The following is a 19,846-nucleotide window of genomic DNA, read 5'->3' on the forward strand; positions in this document are numbered from 1 at the left end:
CGTATCCGACCGCGGCTCCGCCGCGGGGCGCGACCAGCCACACGCTGCCCGCACCCGGCATCCGGACAGCAGCTCCCCGCACACATCGCACTACAGGGGGAAACACGCATGCGGCGAACAGGCCGTCACGTCACCATGCTCACGGAAGGCACCTACCCACACGTCCACGGCGGCGTCAGCACCTGGTGCGACCAACTCGTCAAGGGCATGCCGGAGGTCGACTTCCACATCGTCTCCCTCACCGGCAGCGGCCGCGAACCCGTCACCTGGGACCTGCCGCCCAACGTCTACGCACACACCTCGGTCCCCACCTGGGGCCCGCGCCCCGGCCGCGGAAGGCCCCCCTACGGCAAGGCCCGCCGCCGCTTCACCGACACCTACGAGCGTTTCCTGCTCTCCTTCCTCGACCCCGGCTCGCCCACCGACTTCGGCACGTGCCTGAACGAGCTGGCCGAACTCGCCCGGGACGGACGCCTGCCGGCCGCGCTGCGCACCGAGTCGGCGCTGCGGTCGCTGATGTGGATCTGGACGATGCCGCATCTGCCGACCGCCGCCGCACGGCCCACCGTGCACGACGCGCTGACCGCGACCGACCTGCTGGAACACGCCCTGCGCCCGCTCGGCGTCCGCATCCCCGAGGACTCCGTCGCACACGCCGTCAGCAGCGGCCTCGCGACCCTGCCCGCGCTCGCCGCCCGTCACCTGGACGGCGTACCGTTTCTGCTCACCGAGCACGGCATCTATCTGCGCGAGCGCTATCTCGGCTACCGCCGCGACGCCCAGCGCTGGCCCGTGAAGGCGTTCATGCTCGGCTTCTACCGCGAGCTCAACTCCTACGGCTACCGCGCCGCCGACCTGATCACTCCGTGCAACCAGTACAACCGCCGCTGGGAGGAACGCGGCGGCGCCGACGCCGGCAAGATCCGCACCGTCTACAACGGCGTCGACCCGGCCGCCTTCCCGCACGCCGGCCCCGAGCCCGAGGTCCCCACCCTGTCCTGGTGCGGCCGGATCGACCCCATCAAGGACCTGGAGACCCTGATCCGCGCCTACGCGATGGTGCGCGCCGAGATCCCCGCTACCCGCCTCCGGCTCTTCGGCCCGGTCCCGCCCGGCGGCGAGGCCTACCGCACCCGCCTGGAGAAGCTCGCCGCCGAACTGGGCGTCACCGACGGCCTGACCTTCGAGGGCCGTATCACCGAGGTCTGGCGGGCCTACGCGGCCGGCCACGTGGTCATGCTGTCGTCGATCTCCGAAGGCTTCCCGTTCTCCATCATCGAGGCCATGTCCTGCGGCCGTACGACGGTGTCGACGGATGTCGGCGGGGTGCGCGAGGCCGTCGGCGACACGGGCCTGGTCGTGCCCCCGCGCGAGCCGGAGAAGATGGCCACCGCCGCCCTGACGCTGCTCAAGGACGACCGACGCCGCCTCGAACTGGGCGAGTTGTCGCGCCAGCGTGTCATCGACCGGTTCACGCTGCGCCGCTCGGTGGACGCCTTCCGCACCGTCTACAAGGAACTCGCGGGCGAGGACGAGGTGTACGAGCCCACGCTGGAGACGGTCGCCGACTGGACCCTGGAACTGCGCGACCCCTGGTACGCGGCCGTGGCCACGGAAGGGGCCGACTGGTGAGCGGAAGCGTCTGGCTCCCCCCGGGCTCCCGCCCGGACACCCTGCCCTACATCCCCCGGCAGCGTGCCACCCCCAGCTGGGCCCGGCCCGACCCCGTCGACGAACTCGCCGCCCGGCTGGAGGACTTCATCGCCGCGGCCGTCCACCCGGACGAGATCGCCGCGCTGCTGGAGTCCGACGGCCTCTCCGACGACCAGATACGCGAGCGGTACGGCCTCAAGAACTCCTTCGCGCTCGCCGAGACCCTCTACGAACGCGTCGAACGCCGCTACCCCGAGCCCGCCGGCCCGGCGCCCGACCCCTGGCAGACCGGCCTGCTCGGCTGCCTGCTGCGCGGTGTCGTCTTCGCCCTGCCCGGCCTCGCCTACGTCCTCGGCGCACCCCTGTTCGCCGGCCCCGGCGACTTAGGCCTCCCCGCGGGCACGGTCCCGCTCCTCGCCGGCGCCCTGTGCGGCTGGACGTGGAACCAGGGCCTTGCCCACCGGGCGTACGCGTGGCTGGGGCTGGGCGACCGGACCGCCGCCCGGCGCGCCCTGCTGCTCGGCGCCCCGGCCGGCGCCCTGCTCGGCTCCGTGGTCGCCCTGGCCTGTGCCGCCGGCGCCGCCCCGGCCGTGGTCGCCTTCGCCGCCGGGCAGTCCTGCTATCTGGCGGCGGCGACCGTCCTGCTGGTGATGGGCCGCGAACGGCTCCTGCTGCTCGCCCTCGCGCCGATGGCGACGGGCGCGGTCCTGTCCCTGGCCGGCCCGCTGCCCGAGGCCGTGAGCCCCGCCCTGCTGCTGGGCTCACTCGCGGCGGTCGCGGCACTCGCGGTCCGGGAGGTGGCACCAGCCCTCAAAGAACCCGGCTGGAACGCCGGCCTCGTCGCCCTGCTGCCGTTCGGCGGGCTCGGCACGGCCCCGGCGCAGAGCCGCCCCGCCGGCCCCCGGCTCACGAGCTCGCTCCCGTACGCCCTGTTCGGGCTCGCCACCGGCGTCCTCGTGCTGTACGCGGCCCTCGGCGACGTCCTCGCCGGCGAGGAGCACAGCGCGGTCGCCGCGCCCGCCGCCGTGGCGCTCACCCTCAGCATGGGCCCCGCCGAGTGGCTGCTGTACCGCTTCCGCGGCGACAGTCTCGCCGGACTGCGCTCCAGCGGCACCGCCCGGGACTTCCGGCGGACCACGCTCCTGACGGTCGTGCAGTGCCTGGCCGCCTACCTCGCCGCCCTGCTCGTACTGAGCCTCGCCGCCTCCGCCCTGTGGCCGCACTCCCCGGTCCCCGGCGGCGTCCGGCTGGCCGGACTGCTCCTGCTCGGCGTGGTGCTCTGGACGGGCCTGCTGCTCCAGTCGTTCGGCGCGGTGAGCGGCGCGACGGCGGTGTGCTGCGCCGCGGCCCTCGCCCAGACCCTGCTGCTCGTCACACACACCGGGGATCCGCACACAGCGGGCCTGGCCGTGTACGGCACGGCGGCCGTCGTCCAGGGTGCCCTGGTGTGCGCCCTGCTGGGGAGGGCAACCGCCCACCGATGAGCACTCTCCTGGTCCCGTACTACGAGCACCCGTCCGAACGCCCCGCCGAATGGGAGGCGATCGTCGCGGCCGCGCCCCGCCTCTACGGGGTCGTCCTCAACCCGGCCAGCGGCCCCGGCGACCGCCCCGACGCGGCCTTCGCCGAGGTCGCCGCCCGGCTGCGGGCCGCGGGCGTGCGCGTCCTCGGGTACGCCGACACCGACTACGGCCGCCGCGCCACCACCGACATCGTCCGCGACCTCACCCGGCACCGCGACTGGTACGGCACCGACGGCGCCTTCCTCGACCAGGTCCCGTCGGGGCCCGAGCAGTTCGAGTACTACCAGCGACTGGCCGTGGCCGCCTGGGGCGTCGGCTGCGGCACCCTCGCCCTCAACCACGGCACGGCACCGCATCCCTGCTACGCCCGCATCGCCGACGTCCTCGTCACCTTCGAGGGCACCTGGGCGTCGTACCGCGCGCTGCGGCCCGAGCCGTGGCCCGGCGGCAGCGACGTCCGGCTGTGCCACCTGGTGTACGACGTACCGCCCGATGCCGACCCGGAGGGTCTGGCCAGGGCGCGGGGCGCGGCGGTGCATTGTGCGGTGCCCGGCACCGGCGATCATCCTTGGGGCACCCTGCCGTACACCCTGCACCACCCGGAGAACACCCCGTGAGACGCACGTCCTTGCTCGTCGCCCTGCTCGTCCTGCTGCTCGCGGGCTGCATCCGGGAGGCCGACGACACACCAGGCCCCCGCTGGCAGCCCCGGCCGGGCACCGCCTGGCAGTGGCAGCTCAGCGGGCGCCTGGACACCTCCGTCGACGTGCCGGTCTACGACATCGACGGCTTCGACCACTCCGAGGCCACCGTCACGCGTCTGCACCGCGAGAACCGCAAGGTCATCTGCTATCTGTCCACCGGCGCCTGGGAGGAGTTCCGTCCGGACGCCGCGAAGTTCCCGAAGGCCGTCCTCGGGCGCGGCAACGGCTGGAAGGGCGAACGCTGGCTGGACATCCGCCGCACCGACGTCCTGGAGCCCCTCATGGCGGCCCGGATCGACATGTGCCGCGACAAGGGCTTCGACGCGGTGGAGCCCGACAACATGGACGGCTACCGCAACGACACGGGCTTCCCGCTGAAGGCCGCCGACCAGCTCCGCTACAACCGCCTCATCGCCCGCCTGGCCCACGACCGGGGCCTGGCCGTCGGCCTGAAGAACGACCTGGACCAGATCCCGGACCTGGTCGGGGACTTCGACTTCGCGGTCAACGAACAGTGCGCCCAGTACGGCGAGTGCGCGGCCCTGAAGCCGTTCGTCGACGCGGGCAAAGCCGTCTTCCATGTCGAGTACGAGGTGCCCACCGGCCGCTTCTGCGCCGAGTCCCGCCGCCTGAAGCTGAGTTCGCTGCTCAAGAAGTACGAACTAGGGGTGTGGCGACAGGCCTGCTGAACCCGACGCTTGAGACCGCCGTGCCCGCCACCCGGTCGGCGAGGGACCGCCGGCCGGTGAAGAGGACCGGCAGCGCGTTCAGCAGGAACAGCCCCACCGCGACCGCCCACACCAGCACCGACAGCACGACCTGGCCCTCGACCAGCAGCACGCAGGCCACCGCGTACACGGCGACGTCCGCGGTGGTGGTGACGGCGGCCCGCCGCACGGCCCGGCGCCCCAGCCGAGGGCTCACCCTCAGCCCGACCAGGGCCTTGCCGACCGTGCGCCCGGCCAGCGCCAGGCACGCCCACTGGTAGAGGAACACCGTCAGCACCAGCAGCCCGAAGGCCTGCTCGACGTACAGCACCGACTTGTTCCACAGCGAGAGCCCCAGGTCCTGGGAGGCGTCGAGCATGTCGCCGCGCGAGGTCAGCAGGTCCAGGCCGCCGCGGGTGGCGAGTTCGGGCACGTCGGTGACGAGCGCGGAGATCCGGTGGAAGGTGAGCACGGCGAGCGCCGAGGCCAGCGCCACCACCAGTGCGAAGTCGACGAACCAGGCCACGGCACGGCGCAGCTTCGGCATGAACATCCCCCGATCACTTGTGCGTTCGGGGGACGAAGCTAGCGGCCGGGCGGCCGGCGCAGGAGAGGGACGAGGAGATCGTTTCAGCCCAGTGACAGAACGACCAGCGCCGTCGTCGCCGCCGTCTCCGCGAGCCCGCCGAACACGTCCCCGGTGACCCCGCCGAAGCGGCGCGTGCAGTGCCGCAGCAGCGCTTCGGCGGCGACCAGGGCGAGGACGACCGCGCACACGGTCCGGACCACGTCGTACGGCCCGAAGACGGCACTCCCCGCTGCCGCCGCCCCCGCGACGGCGAGGGCGGTGAGCAGCGCTCCGCGCGGCGGCACCACGCCCGCGACCGCCGCCCCCAGCCCCTCCGGCCTGGCCGCTGGCACCCCGGCCCGGGCCGCCAGGGTCAGAGCCAGCCGGGCGGCCGTCGCGGAGACGACCGCGGCGAACGCGCCCCGGGCCCAGGAGGCGTCGTAGGCCTGGGCGAGCGCGGCGATCTGCGCGAGCAGGACGAAGACGAGGGTGATGACCCCGAACGGCCCGATGTCCGACTGCTTCATGATCCGCAGCGCGTCCTCGGCCGGCTTCCCGCTGCCCAGCCCGTCGGCGGTGTCCGCGAGCCCGTCGAGATGCAGCCCCCGGGTCAGGGCGGCCGGTACGGCGGCGGTGGCCACGGCGGCGAGCAGAGCGCCCGCACCGAGGAACAGCGGCACCAGCCCGACGGCGGCGGCAGCGGCACCGACAGCCAGCCCGGCCAGCGGAGCGCACAGCATGCCCCCGTGCGCGGCCTCCCGGTCCCACCGGGTCACCCGGACCGGGAACACCGTGAGCGTGCCGAAGGCGAAGCGGAGACCGTCGAGGGGCGAGGTTCTGGGCACCGGCGCAGGCTACCGGCCGGTCAGGAGAGGGGGCACGGCGGCCGAGGATAAAGTTCGCATATGGGATGGTTCGAGCGGAACATCATGGAACCCGGCAAGCTGCCGCTGCTTCTCGCTCTCGTCTCCTTCGTGCTGACCTTCGTGATCACCCGGGGCATCACCCGCCTCATCCGGGCGGGCAAGGGGCCCTTCCGCAACATCAGCGGCAGCGGAGGTGTGCACGTCCACCACGTGGTTCCCGGCGTCATCCTGACGATCATCGGCGGCTTCGGCGCGGTCGCCGGCGGCCAGTACGGCTTCGGCTCGGCGCTGGCCGCGGTGATCTTCGGCATCGGGGCGGGCCTCGTCCTGGACGAGTTCGCCCTGGTCCTGCATCTCGCCGACGTCTACTGGACCCCGGACGGACGCAAGAGCGTCGAGATGGTCGTCCTCACCGCGTCCCTCGTCGGCCTGCTCCTGCTCGGCTTCTCGCCGCTGGGCGTCGACGACCTCTCGGAGGACCAGCAGCAGAACCGCGCCGTCGTCCTCGGGAACGTCGTCGTGAACTTCGGGTTCGCCCTCATCGCCCTGTTCAAGGGCAAGGTCCGCATCGCGGTCCTGGGCGTGATCATCCCCCTCGTCGCCCTGGTCGGCGCCGTACGGCTGGCCCGTCCCACCTCGCCGTGGGCCAAGCGGTTCTACCGGAACCGCCCCCGCGCCCGCGCGAAATCCGGTCTGCGGGCCTACCACCACGACCGCCGCTGGGTGGGCCCCCGGCGCAGGTTTCAGGACTGGATCGGCGGCGCGCCCGACCCCGAGCCCGTCCGGTCCCTCGAACGCCGCTGACGCGGCGCACCGGCCGCGCACAGCACCAGCACGGCCGCGATCGCCGCCAGGTGCTCCTTGCCCGCGAGGTTCTCCCTCAGTACGACCTCGACCACCATGGCCACGATCACCGCCGCCGCCGTGACATACGCGCGGTAGCGCAGGCCCAGGTAGACGGCCAGGCCCACCACGGCCGCCGACGGCCCGGTGTCCACGACGCGCGCGTCCGAGGCGGGCAGGCCCAGCGGGGAGTCCGGGCCCAGCCAGACGCCCAGGCGGGCGTAGAGCGTGCCCGCGAGCGTCGCCAGGTAGGCGATGAGCAGGGCCCGCCGCCATCCCAGGCAGATCTCCGCGATGCCGAACACCAGCAGGATCTGGGCCAGCGCACCCCACACCGGCAGATCCAGCGCGGGCACGAACAGCGACAGCGGCGTCCGCAGCAGCGCGAGCCACAGCGGGTCCTCGGCCCGTACGGCACCGATGTCCTGAACGAACCGGTAACCCCACGACTGGTTGTGCACGAAGTGCAGCACCGACGTCAGGCACACGGCCCCGGCGGCCATCGGCACCGCACGCAGGCGCCGCTCCCGCAGCGGCCCGCGCACCGCGGCGTACAGCCGTCCCCATTCGGCGCGGGCCCAGCGGGCGAGCGTGGTCATCGGGTCGTCCTCGTCCGTGGGCCGGTGCGGCAGCGGGTGTGCGCGGTGTCCGTGGCTCAGTCAAACCGACACCACACGCGAAGACCGACCGGAACGGGACGAAGTTGAGCCAGGTGTGCGTGACCTGGATCTCCCGGTTGCTACTCCTCTGCGGGAACCTCGGGGTCCTCCGTGACCTCCGGTTTCTCCGGCTGCTCGGATTCCTTCGGCTTCTCGGGCAGCTCCGCCGCCAGCGCCGCCGCGGCCTGCACCAGGGGGAGTGCCAGCAGGCCGCCGGCGCCCTCACCGACGGTCACACCCTGGGTCAGCAGCGGCTCCAGGGCCATCCGGTCCAGCGCCTTCGCCTGCCCGGGCTCGCCGCTGTCGTGCGCGGCCAGCCACCAGTCCGGTGCCCGGAACGCGATCCGCTGCGCGACCAGCGCGCACGCGGCCGTCACGACCCCGTCGAGCACCACGGGCAGCTTCCGCACCGCGCTCTGCAGCAGGAAGCCCGTCATCGCCGCGAGATCGGCCCCGCCCACCGTCGCCAGCAGCTGCAACTGGTCCCCGAGCACCGGCCGGGCCCGGCGCAGCGCGTCGCGGATCGCCGCGCACTTGCGCATCCAGGCCAGGTCGTCGATCGCCAGCCCGCCACGCCCGGTGACGACCGACGCGTCGACCCCGCACAACGCCGCGACCAGTACGGCCGCCGCCGTCGTCCCGCCGACGCTCACATCGCCGAGCACCACCAGATCCGTACCGGAGTCGGCCTCCTCGTCGGCCACCGCGACCCCGGCCCGGAACGCCGCCTCGGCCTCCTCCAGGGTCAGCGCGTCCTCGACGTCGATCCGCCCGCTGGAGCGCCGCACCCGATGCCGTACGACGTCCTCGGGCAGGGCCTCCGGGTCACAGTCCAGACCCATGTCGACGATCCGCACCGGAACGCCGAGCCGCCGCGCGAGCACCGAGACGGGCCTGCCGCCCTCCAGCACCTCGCGCACCAACTCCCCGGCACCGCCCGCCGGCCGGGCCGAGACGCCCAGTTCGGCGACGCCGTGGTCACCGGCGAAGAGCACCACCCGCGGTCGTTCGACCGGCCGCACCGGCACCGCGGACTGCGCCGCCGCCAGCCACTCACCCAGGTCGTCGAGCCGGCCCAGCGATCCTGGCGGCACGATCTGCCGCTCCCGGCGTGCCTCGGCGTCACGGCGGATCCCGCCGTCCGGACGCTCGATCAGATCGGTGAAGTCGTCGAGATTAAGCGAGCTCATTCGCCGAACAGTACCGGCACCGATCGAACAGGACGGCGCCACATCGCGACTCCGTCACGGCGACGTCGTTGCACCCAAGATCGGCATCCCATACGTTCCCGTTTGCAGCGGATTGTCGTACGTCCCTGCCGTACGCCTCGCGCCCGGGAGCCGCCCATGCCCGAACTTCCCACCCCCTCCGTCCCCCAGGCGACCGCGCCGGTCCACGAACCGCGCCGCGAGGACTGCCCCTGGTGCGGCTCCGGCCGGCTGCGCAACCGGCTGCGCACCGGTGACCTGCGGCAGTACAAGCCGGGCAACTTCACCGTCGACGACTGCCGCGACTGCGGCCACACCTTCCAGAACCCCCGCCTCACGGCCGAGGGCCTCGCCCACTACCGCCGGACCGTGTGCGGAGCGCCCAGGGACCCCACGGCCGACGCCCTCGTCGCACTGCGCGCCGGCCGGCACCGTCACCGGTCGGCCGCCCGGGCCATGCGGCCGTTCGGGGAGCCCGAGAGCTGGCTGGACGTGGGAACAGGCCACGCGCGCTTCCCGGCGACGGCCCGGGAGTTCTTCCCGTACACCTCCTTCGACGGCCTGGACGACACCCCGAGCGTGGTCCGGGCCGTCTCGGCCGAACGCGTCGAGGAGGCCCACGTCGGCCGTCTGTCGGACCCCCGGATCTCGGGCCCGCTGCGCGCCCGCTACGACGTGGTCAGCATGCTCCACCACCTGGAGGGCGCCCCCGACCCCCGCGCGGAACTCCACGCCGCCCTCCGCGTCCTGCGCCCCGGCGGCCACGTGCTCATCGAGACCCTCGACCCCCGCAGCGTCTTCGCCGCGCTACTGGGCCGCTGGTGGCTCCCCTACGACCAGCCCCGCCACCTCCACCTGATCCCCCCGCGCAACCTCCGGGCCGAACTGGAGACGACCGGCTGCACGGTCCTCACCCTCGACCACCGCCCCACGCACATCCCCCACGACCTCTCCGGCGCGACGTCCCTGGCCCTCTCCCACGCCCTCCCGGCTCCGGACACCCCCTGGCGAGCCATCCCCCCACCCCCCTTGCGCCGCCACGCCCGCGAGGCCCTCCTGCGAGCGGGCCTCCCGCTGGTGGGGGTGGCGGCCCTGGCAGACCACCTACTGGCCCCGATCGCCCGCCGCACACGCCTGGCGAACACGTACAGAGTCATCGCCCGCAAACCCATTTAGCCGCGAGCCCCAGCTGCGGGCATGCGTGCCGCTAGGGGCGGCACGGGTGGGCGCAGCGGCACCTCGTCGCGCCGAGCTGCGCACCCACCCCGCCTCAGCCCCCGCCCACAGCACCGCTCACCCCCGCAGCACCATCGCCTGCCCCGCCACCACCAACAGCACCTGCTCACACTGCTCCGCGAACCCCGCGTTCAACCGCCCGAGTTCATCCCGGTACCGCCGCCCCGACGCAGTCGACGGCACGATCCCCGACCCCACCTCGTTCGACACGGCCACAACGGTCCGCCCGCTCGAACGCACCGCCTCCGTCAACTCCCGCACCCGCTCCCGCAACGCCTTCTCCCCACGCTCCGCCCACACCGCGTCGTCCCACGCCCCGACGGAGTCCATCGCATCCGTCAGCCACAACGACAGACAGTCGACCAGCACCGGCGGCCCCTCCTCCGCCAGCAGCGGCACCAGATCGCAGGTCTCCACCGTCCGCCACGACCCCGGCCGCCGCTCCCGATGCGCGGACACTCGCGCCGACCACTCGGTGTCCCCGTTGCGCGACCCGCCCGTCGCCACGTACAGCACGTCGGGAAAGGCCTCCAGCCGGCGCTCGGCCTCCACCGACTTGCCCGACCTCGCCCCGCCCAGCACCAGGGTCCGCCGCGGTACGTCCGGCACGTCCTCGTACACCCCGACCGCCAGCGTCGCCCCGTCCGGCACCGCCCGCGCGCCGGCCGCCGCGAGCCGCCGCCCGAGCTCCGGCCCCGGCGGCACGTCGTGGTCCAGATGGACGGCGACCACATCGGTGGTCGGCCCCACCGCACCCACCGCCCGCAGTTTCGCCAGCGCGTCCGGCCGCCCCACGACATCCGCGAGGAGCATGTCGTACGACTCGGCCGGCTCCTCCAGCCCCGCCGGCGCCCCGCCCGGCGGCAGGTACAGCAGTCGCTGCCCCTCCGGGCCCGTCACCGCGTACCCCGTGCCCGGCGCGTCCATCGCCACCGCCCGCACCCGGTGCCCCGTCAGCAGCGTCAACTCCTGCCTGTCCGGCACCCGTCCGGGCTGCGGCACCCCGGCCGGCACCTCGACCGCGGGCCCGTCGTGCGGATGCGACAGCAGCGCCTGCCGTACGCCGGTCAGGGAACGGCCCGCCCGCGCCGCGGCGAACGCCGCTCCGGGCGTCAGGTCGAGCAGCAGCACGCCGTCCAGGAGCAGCGCGGTGGCCGCCCGCGCGTCCGGGCCGAGGGCGACCGCACAGGCCGCGCAGGGACAGTCGGGGCGGGGGAGCCCCGCGGGAGCACCGGTGCCGAGCAGAGTAAGTTCCACGCCCCGATTCTCACCCGCCGCGATCTGACATGCGTGACGGAGACGCCCCCAAAAGGGGCGCGGGGAACTGCGCGACCAGCCCACCACAACCCGCACACGCCCAACCACCCGCACTCCTGGGACGCCTATCCCGCCCCACCCAGCGGAGCGCATAGGCTCTGGACGGAAGCCGGACCAAGATCCGGCTTCCGCTGTGCAGTGTGCTCACACACATGGGAGGCGTACATGGCGGCATGGACGTGGCGGTTCGAGAAGACCGACGGGACTGAGGTCCAGCCCGCGGTGCCGCCGGAGGATTTCCCCACCCAGGGGGATGCCGAGTCCTGGATCGGGGAGCACTGGAAGGCCCTGCAGGAAGGCGGTGCCGACCAGGTGTGGCTGTTCGAGGACGCCACGGAGATCTACGGGCCGATGAGCCTGCACGCGGCCGAGGCGTGAGCCCGGGGCGGGGGCCGACGGCCCTCGCCCCCTTCCGTCAGCCCCGCACACCGCACAGGTGCAGCAGCGCCGCCACCCCGCGGTACGGATCGGTCCGCCCGGCCTTCTCCTCCACCGCGAGCAGCGTCTGGGCGTCGCCCGGGACCTCCGCGCCGTCCGCCGCCGTGTCCGTGAACACGCGCACCCCGTACCAGGCGTGCAGCGGCGCCCCGATCCCCGCGAGCGTCGACGTCAGGTCCTTCAGCCGGTCGGCCCGTACGTCGAGCCCCAGCCGGTTGCGGTAAGCGGTCGTGTCGAAGGCGGTCAGCGCGTCGGCCCAGGCGCCGGACAGCCCCGGCCTCAGAGCGAGCGCGTCCCCGTTGCGCACGAGCAGGGACAGCAGTCCGCCGTGCGCGAGCATCCGGGCGAGACCCGCCAGCAGCGGGTCGGGCTCCTCCACGTACATGAGCACGCCATGACACAGGACCACGTCGAAAGCGCCCGGCAGGAAGTGCACACCGGTGTCCCGGCCGTCGCCCTCGATGATCCGCATCCGCTCCCGGATGCCCTCGGGTTCCCCCGCGAGGGACTCCCGGGCCACGGCGATCATCTTCGGGTCCTGCTCCAGACCGGTCACCTGGTGCCCGGCCCGGGCCAGCCGCAGCGCCTGCGAGCCCTGGCCCATGCCCACGTCGAGCACCCGCAGCCGCTTCCCGACCGGGAACCGCCCGGATATCTGCTCGTCCAGCTGCCGGGCGACCAGCTCCTGCCGGACCACATCGCGCAGCCCGCCCAGCCCACTCACCCAGGCATCCGCCGCGCTCTCGGAAAACGGCGTCGTGGTCAGGGCCGCTCTCCGCGCTTGACCTGCGGCTTCGGCAGCCGGAGCCGGCGCATCTGGAGGGAACGCATCAGGGCGTAGGCGACCGCGCCACGCTTGTTCTCGCCGGCGAACCGCTCGGCCAGCTGCTTCTTCAGACGGAAGGCCGACACGAACGAGTCGAGCACGATCAGCACGATCACCACGAGCCACAGCAGCAGCGCGATGTTCTGCAGCGAGGCCACGCGCACCATGCTCAGCACGAGGATGACCACGGCCATCGGCAGGAAGAACTCCGCGATGTTGAACCGCGAGTCGACGAAGTCGCGCGCGAACCGGCGGACCGGTCCCTTGTCGCGGGCGGGCAGATACCGCTCGTCGCCGCTGGCCAGAGCCTGGCGCTGGCGCTCCATCGCGGTACGGCGCTCCGCGCGCTGTCGCTTGGCGGCCTCCTTGCGCGTCGTCGACGTGTTGGCCACGCTGCGGCGCTGGGACTGGGCCTGGCTGCGCTTGGGCGTGGGACGGCCCTTGCGGGCCTCGGGGTGACGGGGCTGACTGGAGTCGGTCTCCGGCGCCTTCACGGCGGCCTGGGCCTTCTCATCCTTCGCACGGCTACGGAACACAAAACCCAAGGGTAAGGGCTTCCCGGGCATGGACCCCAGTCCCGTGGGGAACGATCCGGCAACACCAGTCGTCTGTATGGGGACAGAGGGGACGTTGTGTACGGCTCCGGTCGTTCCCCGGGATGTACGCCTCCGGTAACCCCGGGGATCACCTACTCCCTACGCCGGAGCAAGGCCGTCCACAGTCGTCCTTGGGGATGAGCGCATCCGTCCCCGAACAGTGCGGTAATGGATGCAGGGCCCGTACTGTGGGTTCTGTCGCAGGAGCTGCAGCCGGAGTCGGTCAGAAGGGGGCGCGCGAAGCCCATGAGCGGTGTCATGAAGCGTATGGGGATGATCTTCCGCGCGAAGGCGAACAAGGCCCTTGACCGGGCCGAGGACCCGCGCGAGACCCTCGACTACTCGTACCAGAAGCAGCTGGAGCTGCTCCAGAAGGTCCGCCGCGGCGTCGCCGACGTGGCGACCAGCCGCAAGCGACTGGAGCTGCAGCTCGCCCAGCTGAACAAGCAGTCCTCCACGCTGGAGGACCAGGGCCGCAAGGCGCTCGCGCTGGGTCGTGAGGACCTGGCCCGTGAAGCGCTGTCCCGCCGGGCCGCCCTCCAGCAGCAGGTGACCGACCTGGAGACGCAGCACGCGACGCTCCAGGGCGAGGAGGAGAAGCTCACTCTCGCGGCCCAACGGCTCCAGGCCAAGGTCGACGCCTTCCGTACGAAGAAGGAGACGATCAAGGCGACGTACACGGCGGCCCAGGCGCAGACCCGGATCGGCGAGGCCTTCTCCGGCATCTCGGAGGAGATGGGCGACGTCGGCATGGCGATCCAGCGCGCCGAGGACAAGACGGCCCAGCTCCAGGCCCGCGCCGGCGCGATCGACGAACTGCTCGCCTCCGGGGCGCTGGACGACCAGTCCGGCATGCACAAGGACGACATCCAGGCCGAGCTGGACCGGCTCTCCGGTGGTACGGATGTAGAGCTGGAACTGCAGCGGATGAAGCAGGAGCTGGCCGGCGGCCCGGCCGCCGACCAGCAGGCCATCGAAGGTGGCACGAGCCAGTCGCAGCAGCAGGACCGGCAGCAGCCGCAGGACACCCCGCGCTTCGACAAGCAGTAGGGGCCCACGCCTAGGAGGGCGACATGATCGTACGGATCATGGGGGAGGGCCAGGTGAGGCTGGCCGACAGCCACCTCACCGAACTGAACAAGCTGGACGACGAGCTCCTGGCAGAAATGGAGAACGGCGACGGCCCCGCCTTCCGCCGTACCCTCCAGGCCCTGCTGACCAAGGTCCGTGACCTCGGCGAACCCCTCCCCGACGACTCCCTGGAACCATCGGAACTGATCCTCCCGTCCCCGGACGCGACCCTGGAAGAGGTCAGGGACTTCCTGAGCGACGACGGCTTGATCCCGGGCTGACCCAGCTGCGGGCATGCGTGCTGCCAGGGGCGGCACGGGTGGGCGCTGCGGCACCTCGCACCGCCGAGCTGCGGACCCACCCGGCCCGAGCCTCGACGCCGACGCCGAGCACCTCACACCCGCCCCGTACCCCCGCACACCTCGCCCAGCTACCGTAAACAGCCGTGAGCACACTCGCGCGGGCCAAAGTCCAGGCCAAGGCGCACCCCCTGGCCGTGGACGCGGTCCTGGCCGCCGGCGTCCTGGCCTGTATGGTCGCCGGCTCCTTCGTGGAGCCCCGGCACCGCGACACCGTCAGCTGGGCCCTGCGCACCCCCGACCCTCTCAGCCTCGTCCTCATGGTCCTCGGCGCCGCCGCACTGGTCTTCCGCCGCCGGGCCCCCATGACGGTCCTGGCCCTCACCGGTACCGTCTCCGTCGTGGAGTCCGTCACCGGCGACCCCCGCACCCCCGTCGCCATGTCCGCCGTCATCGCCCTGTACACCGTCGCCTCCACCACCGACCGCCCCACCACCTGGCGGGTCGGGCTGCTCACCACGACCGTGCTGACCGGCGCCGCCATGGCCGCCGGCCCTCTGCCCTGGTACGCCCAGGAGAACCTCGGCATCGTGGCCTGGGCCGGCATCGGCGCCACCGCCGGCGACGCCGTCCGCAGTCGCCGCGCCTTCATCCAGGCCATCCGGGAACGCGCCGAACGCGCCGAACGCACCCGCGAGGAGGAGGCCCGCCGCCGGGTCGCCGAGGAACGCCTGCGCATCGCCCGCGACCTGCACGACGTCGTCGCCCACCACATCGCCCTGGTCAACGTCCAGGCCGGGGTCGCCGCCCACATCATGGACAAGCGCCCCGACCAGGCCAAGGAGGCCCTCGCCCACGTCCGGGAGGCCAGCCGCTCCGCCCTCAACGAGCTGCGGGCCACCGTCGGCCTGCTCAGACAGTCCGGCGACCCGGAGGCCCCCACCGAACCCGCCCCCGGCCTGGACCGCCTCGACGAACTCGCCGGCACCTTCCGCAACGCCGGCCTGCGCATCGAGGTCGCCCGCACCGACCAGGGCAGCGCCCTGCCCGCAGCCGTCGACCTGGCCGCCTACCGGATCATCCAGGAGGCCCTGACGAACGTGCAGAAGCACGCCGGGCCGCACGCCAAGGCCGAGGTCAGCGTCGTACGGGTCGGACCGAACATCGAGATCACCGTGCTCGACGACGGCAGCGGCGACGCGGACCCGGGCAGCGGCGGCGGACACGGCCTGCTCGGCATGCGGGAGCGCGTCACCGCCCTGCGCGGCACCCTCACCACCGGCCCTCGCTACGGCGGCGGCTTCCGCATCCATGCGATCCTGCCGGTCAAGAACCGCACACCGACCGGGGAGGACCCCGCATGACCATCCGTGTCCTGCTCGCCGACGACCAGGCGCTGCTCCGCAGCGCCTTCCGTGTGCTCGTCGACTCCGAGCCCGACATGGAGGTGGTGGGCGAGGCGTCCGACGGCGCGGAAGCGGTGCGGATGACGAAGGAGCAGCACGCCGACGTCGTCCTCATGGACATCCGGATGCCCGGCACCGACGGTCTCGCCGCGACCCGCATGATCAGCGCCGACCCCGAACTCGCCGACGTCCGCGTGGTCATCCTGACGACGTTCGAGGTCGACGACTACGTCGTGCAGTCGCTGCGCGCCGGCGCCTCCGGCTTCCTCGGCAAGGGCTCCGAGCCCGAGGAACTGCTGATCGCCATCCGCACCGCGGCCGGCGGCCAGGCCCTGCTGTCCCCGGCGGCCACCACGGGCCTCATCGCCCGCTTCCTCGCCCAGGACCCGGCCGACGACGGCGACCGCGACCCGGCCCGCGCCGAGCGGCTCGACTCGCTCACCGGTAGGGAGCGCGAAGTGCTCGTCCAGGTCGCCGGCGGACACTCCAACGACGAGATCGCCGAGCGTCTCGAGGTCAGCCCGCTGACGGTGAAGACGCATGTCAACCGGGCCATGGCCAAGCTGGGCGCCCGGGACAGGGCCCAGCTCGTGGTCACCGCGTACGAGTCCGGCCTGGTCCGCCCAAGGGTGGAGTGAGCCCGACCCGGGTGTACTGCGGCGGGAGTATGCGCCGCATAAGGAACTGGACCTGGGGCCTACGAAACCCCGGTCCCCCATGGCTCAGGGTGTAGGGGCGGGTGCTCGTCTGCGCGCTCGCTGCCGCTTCTGCCGCTAACAGAAGAGAGACCCTCACCCATGTCCTGGCTGTCGAAATTCAGCCTCGCGCAACGGGCCCTGATAGGGCTGATGTCGATCATCGCGCTCGTCTTCGGGGCGATCGCGATACCCCAGCTCAAGCAGCAGCTGCTGCCCACCATCGAACTGCCCATGGTGTCCGTGCTGGCGCCGTACCAGGGCGCGTCACCGGACGTGGTCGAGAAGCAGGTCGTCGAACCCATCGAGGACAACCTCGAATCCGTCGACGGCATCAGCGGCGTCACCTCCACCGCCAGCGAGGGCAACGCCGTGATCATGGCGTCCTTCGACTACGGCAACGACACCAAGCAGCTCGTCGCCGACGTCCAGCAGGCCGTCAACCGGGCCCGCGTCCAGCTCCCGGACGACGTCGACCCGCAGATCGTCGCCGGGTCCACGGACGACATGCCGACCGTCGTCCTCGCCGTCAGCTCCGAGCGGGACCAGCAGGCCCTGGCCGACCAGCTCGACAAGACCGTCGTACCGGACCTCAAGAGCATCGACGGCGTCGGCCAGGTCACCGTCGACGGTGTGCGGGACCTCCAGGTCGCCGTCACCCCCGACGACGCGAAGCTCGCGAAGGCGGGCCTCACCCCGCAGTCCCTCATGCAGGCACTCCAGGCGGGCGGCGCCACCGTCCCGGCCGGCTCCTTCGACGAGGACGGCGCCAACCGCACGGTCCAGGTCGGCGGCGGCTTCACCTCGCTGAAGCAGATCCAGGACCTGATGGTCACGGGCGAGCCCGGCAAGGGCGAGCCGGTGCGCCTCGGCGATGTCGCCACCGTGAAGCAGCAGGAGGCCCCGGCCGACTCCATCACCCGCACGGACGGCAAGCCCAGCCTCTCGGTCGCCGTCACCATGGACCGCGACGGCAGCGCGGTCGCGATCTCCGATGCCGTCCGGGACAAGCTCCCGGACCTGCGCAAGGACCTCGGCTCCGGCGCGAGCCTCACGGTCGTCAGCGACCAGGGCCCGGCGGTGTCGAAGTCCATCAAGGGCCTGACCACCGAGGGCGCGCTCGGTCTGCTCTTCGCGGTCCTGGTGATCCTGGTCTTCCTGGCCTCGATCCGCTCCACCCTCGTGACGGCGGTGTCCATCCCACTGTCCGTGGTCCTCGCCCTGATCGTGCTGTGGACACGCGACCTGTCGCTGAACGTCCTGACGCTGGGCGCGCTGACGATCGCCATCGGACGTGTCGTCGACGACTCGATCGTGGTCCTGGAGAACATCAAGCGGCACCTCGGCTACGGCGAGGAGCGTCATTCGGCGATCCTCCAGGCCGTCCGTGAGGTCGCGGGCGCGGTGACGTCCTCGACGCTCACCACGGTCGCGGTGTTCCTGCCGATCGGCCTGGTCGGCGGCATGGTGGGCGAGCTGTTCGGCTCGTTCAGCCTGACGGTGACGGCCGCGCTGCTGGCGTCCCTGCTCGTCTCCCTGACGGTCGTACCGGTCCTGTCGTACTGGTTCCTGCGTCCCCCGAAGGGCACCCCCGAGGACGCGGACGAGGCGCGCCGGATCGCGGAGGAGAAGGAGGCCAAGAGCCGCCTTCAGCGCATCTACGTCCCGGTCCTGCGCTTCGCGACCCGCCGCCGCCTCACCAGCGTGGCGCTCGCGATCGTCGTCCTCGTCGGCACGTTCGGCATGGCGCCCCTGCTGAAGACGAACTTCTTCGACCAGGGCGAGCAGGAAGTCATCAGCGTCAAGCAGGAGCTGAAGCCCGGCACCAGCCTGGCGGCGACCGACGCCCAGGCGAAGAAGGTCGAGCAGCTGCTCGCCGACACCAAGGGCGTGAAGGACTACCAGGTCACGATCGGTTCGTCCGGCTTCATGGCCGCCTTCGGCGGCGGCACGGACAGCAACCAGGCCTCGTACCAGGTGATGCTGGACGACTCCGTGCCGTTCGAGGACGTGCAGGACAGCATCGAGAAGGGCCTGGCCGGTCTCAAGGGCATCGGCACGACCACCATCGCCGCCGGTGACGGCTTCGGTGCCCAGGACCTCAGCGTCGTGGTGAAGGCCGCCGACGCCGATGTCCTGCGTACGGCGTCCGAGGAGGTCCGCAAGACGGTCGCCTCGCTCGACGACGTCACGGACGTCACCAGCGACCTGGCGCAGAGCGTGCCGCGCATCTCGGTGAAGGCCAACGACAAGGCGGCCGCGGCCGGCTTCAACGACCAGACCCTGGGCGCCGCCGTCGCACAGGCGATCCGCGGCACCAACGCGGCCAAGGCGACCCTGGACGACAGCGAGCGCGACGTCGTCATCCGCTCGGCCGAGCCCGCGCGGACGCTGGAGCAGCTTCAGGACCTGCGCCTGGGCGCGGTGAAGCTCGGCGACATAGCGACGGTGAAGCAGATCGACGGGCCGGTGTCCATGACCCGGATCGACGGTCAGCGCGCGGCCACCATCTCCGCGAAGCCGACCGGTGACAACACGGGCGCGGTGAGCACCAAGCTCCAGTCCGAGATCAGCGCGCTGAAGCTCCCGGCGGGCGCCACGGCGTCCATCGGCGGTGTCTCCGAGGACCAGGACGAGGCGTTCGCCAACCTGGGCCTGGCGATGCTGGCGGCCATCGCGATCGTCTTCATGCTGCTGGTCAGCACCTTCCGGTCCCTGGTCCAGCCGCTGATCCTGCTCGTCTCCATCCCGTTCGCGGCCACGGGCGCGATCGGCCTGCTGATCGCAACCGGCACCCCGATGGGTGTCCCCGCGATGATCGGCATGCTGATGCTGATCGGCATCGTGGTGACGAACGCGATCGTGCTGATCGACCTGATCAACCAGTACCGCAAGCAGGGCTACGGCGTCGTCGAGGCCGTGGTCGAGGGCGGTCGGCACCGGCTGCGCCCGATCCTCATGACCGCCCTGGCGACGATCTTCGCCCTGCTGCCGATGGCCCTCGGCATCACCGGCGAGGGCGGCTTCATCGCCCAGCCGCTGGCCGTGGTCGTGATCGGCGGCCTGGTCACGTCGACCCTGCTGACCCTGCTGCTCGTGCCGACGCTGTACGCGATGGTCGAGCTCCGCAAGGAGCGCCGGGCGAAGAAGCGGGCGGCCAAGAAGGGCCTTCCGGCCCAGCGCACGGAGACGGCCGAGGAGCCGGAGCCGGCTCAGGTCTGACAGCCGTAC

19 protein-coding genes are annotated in these 19,846 nt (G+C 72.4%); 12 read left to right on the forward strand and 7 right to left on the reverse strand.

The genetic code is table 11. From position 1 onward, the window contains the following. Positions 1 to 108 precede the first annotated feature (108 nt). The 4 genes from pelF to OG542_RS29525 are packed head-to-tail and all read left to right on the forward strand — an operon-like array spanning position 109 to position 4,569. On the forward strand, positions 109 to 1,632 hold the full coding sequence (pelF, locus tag OG542_RS29510) for a GT4 family glycosyltransferase PelF (RefSeq protein ID WP_328414735.1): 1,524 nt from the start codon (positions 109 to 111) through the stop codon (positions 1,630 to 1,632). Continuing rightward, a complete protein-coding gene (locus tag OG542_RS29515; protein WP_328414737.1) occupies positions 1,629 to 3,137 on the forward strand; it encodes a hypothetical protein in 1,509 nt (502 codons plus the stop codon). Before pelF ends, OG542_RS29515 begins: the two co-directional genes overlap by 4 nt. After that, a complete protein-coding gene (locus OG542_RS29520) occupies positions 3,134 to 3,793 on the forward strand; it encodes a spherulation-specific family 4 protein (RefSeq protein WP_328414738.1) in 660 nt (219 codons plus the stop codon). Before OG542_RS29515 ends, OG542_RS29520 begins: the two co-directional genes overlap by 4 nt. Further along, complete coding sequence (locus OG542_RS29525; RefSeq protein ID WP_328414740.1) at positions 3,790 to 4,569, forward strand: endo alpha-1,4 polygalactosaminidase; 780 nt, start codon at positions 3,790 to 3,792, stop codon at positions 4,567 to 4,569. Before OG542_RS29520 ends, OG542_RS29525 begins: the two co-directional genes overlap by 4 nt. Here the strand turns inward: OG542_RS29525 and OG542_RS29530 are convergent. Then, positions 4,529 to 5,134 carry an RDD family protein gene (locus tag OG542_RS29530; RefSeq protein ID WP_328414742.1) on the reverse strand — a complete coding sequence of 202 codons (606 nt, stop codon included), beginning with the start codon at positions 5,132 to 5,134 and terminating at the stop codon, positions 4,529 to 4,531. The genes OG542_RS29525 and OG542_RS29530 overlap by 41 nt on opposite strands. Before the next feature lie 83 nt (positions 5,135 to 5,217). Beyond that, a complete protein-coding gene (locus OG542_RS29535; RefSeq protein ID WP_328414744.1) occupies positions 5,218 to 6,000 on the reverse strand; it encodes an adenosylcobinamide-GDP ribazoletransferase in 783 nt (260 codons plus the stop codon). Positions 6,001 to 6,060: 60 nt separating this feature from the next. Here OG542_RS29535 and OG542_RS29540 point away from each other — a divergent pair, with 60 nt between their 5' ends. Beyond that, positions 6,061 to 6,825, forward strand: coding sequence for a hypothetical protein (locus OG542_RS29540; RefSeq protein WP_311125269.1), 765 nt, complete (start codon positions 6,061 to 6,063; stop codon positions 6,823 to 6,825). On the opposite strand, the gene OG542_RS29545 is transcribed toward OG542_RS29540, so the two are convergent. Both OG542_RS29545 and cobT read right to left on the reverse strand, forming a co-directional pair. Beyond that, a complete protein-coding gene (locus tag OG542_RS29545) occupies positions 6,765 to 7,463 on the reverse strand; it encodes a hypothetical protein (RefSeq protein ID WP_328414746.1) in 699 nt (232 codons plus the stop codon). The genes OG542_RS29540 and OG542_RS29545 overlap by 61 nt on opposite strands. A 140-nt stretch (positions 7,464 to 7,603) precedes the next feature. After that, positions 7,604 to 8,713, reverse strand: a complete 1,110-nt coding sequence (cobT, locus tag OG542_RS29550; protein WP_328414748.1) for a nicotinate-nucleotide--dimethylbenzimidazole phosphoribosyltransferase — start codon at positions 8,711 to 8,713, stop codon at positions 7,604 to 7,606. Between the two features lie 156 nt (positions 8,714 to 8,869). Between cobT and OG542_RS29555 the strand changes: the two genes are divergently transcribed. Further along, positions 8,870 to 9,907, forward strand: coding sequence for a class I SAM-dependent methyltransferase (locus OG542_RS29555; RefSeq protein WP_328414750.1), 1,038 nt, complete (start codon positions 8,870 to 8,872; stop codon positions 9,905 to 9,907). A 117-nt stretch (positions 9,908 to 10,024) separates the two neighbouring features. On the opposite strand, the gene OG542_RS29560 is transcribed toward OG542_RS29555, so the two are convergent. Next, positions 10,025 to 11,224 (reverse strand): bifunctional adenosylcobinamide kinase/adenosylcobinamide-phosphate guanylyltransferase, encoded by a 1,200-nt coding sequence (locus OG542_RS29560; RefSeq protein WP_328414752.1) that lies wholly within the window; start codon positions 11,222 to 11,224, stop codon positions 10,025 to 10,027. 225 nt (positions 11,225 to 11,449) lie between these two features. On the opposite strand from OG542_RS29560, the gene OG542_RS29565 reads away from it, so the two are divergent. Continuing rightward, on the forward strand, positions 11,450 to 11,662 hold the full coding sequence (locus OG542_RS29565) for a hypothetical protein (protein WP_328414754.1): 213 nt from the start codon (positions 11,450 to 11,452) through the stop codon (positions 11,660 to 11,662). 37 nt (positions 11,663 to 11,699) lie between these two features. On the opposite strand, the gene OG542_RS29570 is transcribed toward OG542_RS29565, so the two are convergent. Together OG542_RS29570 and OG542_RS29575 are read right to left on the reverse strand one after the other, a co-directional pair. Beyond that, positions 11,700 to 12,404 carry a class I SAM-dependent methyltransferase gene (locus tag OG542_RS29570; RefSeq protein ID WP_311130272.1) on the reverse strand — a complete coding sequence of 235 codons (705 nt, stop codon included), beginning with the start codon at positions 12,402 to 12,404 and terminating at the stop codon, positions 11,700 to 11,702. Positions 12,405 to 12,484: 80 nt separating this feature from the next. Beyond that, positions 12,485 to 13,084: a DUF3043 domain-containing protein gene (locus OG542_RS29575; RefSeq protein WP_311125264.1), complete on the reverse strand. Its 600-nt coding sequence runs from the start codon at positions 13,082 to 13,084 to the stop codon at positions 12,485 to 12,487. Between the two features lie 306 nt (positions 13,085 to 13,390). Between OG542_RS29575 and OG542_RS29580 the strand changes: the two genes are divergently transcribed. From OG542_RS29580 to OG542_RS29600, 5 genes are all read left to right on the forward strand, one after another. Next, on the forward strand, positions 13,391 to 14,194 hold the full coding sequence (locus OG542_RS29580) for a PspA/IM30 family protein (protein ID WP_184596376.1): 804 nt from the start codon (positions 13,391 to 13,393) through the stop codon (positions 14,192 to 14,194). 23 nt (positions 14,195 to 14,217) lie between these two features. Continuing rightward, complete coding sequence (pspAA, locus tag OG542_RS29585) at positions 14,218 to 14,496, forward strand: PspA-associated protein PspAA (protein ID WP_311125263.1); 279 nt, start codon at positions 14,218 to 14,220, stop codon at positions 14,494 to 14,496. A 164-nt stretch (positions 14,497 to 14,660) separates the two neighbouring features. Continuing rightward, positions 14,661 to 15,878, forward strand: a complete 1,218-nt coding sequence (locus OG542_RS29590; RefSeq protein ID WP_328414757.1) for a sensor histidine kinase — start codon at positions 14,661 to 14,663, stop codon at positions 15,876 to 15,878. After that, positions 15,875 to 16,558, forward strand: a complete 684-nt coding sequence (locus OG542_RS29595; RefSeq protein WP_193483646.1) for a response regulator — start codon at positions 15,875 to 15,877, stop codon at positions 16,556 to 16,558. The genes OG542_RS29590 and OG542_RS29595 overlap by 4 nt, the downstream gene beginning before the upstream one ends. 159 nt (positions 16,559 to 16,717) lie before the next feature. Continuing rightward, positions 16,718 to 19,837: an efflux RND transporter permease subunit gene (locus tag OG542_RS29600; protein ID WP_328414760.1), complete on the forward strand. Its 3,120-nt coding sequence runs from the start codon at positions 16,718 to 16,720 to the stop codon at positions 19,835 to 19,837. Positions 19,838 to 19,846 lie beyond the last annotated feature (9 nt).

Source organism: Streptomyces violaceus, from assembly GCF_036014075.1.
In the GTDB taxonomy this organism is placed as follows: Bacteria; Actinomycetota; Actinomycetes; order Streptomycetales; family Streptomycetaceae; genus Streptomyces; species Streptomyces violaceus.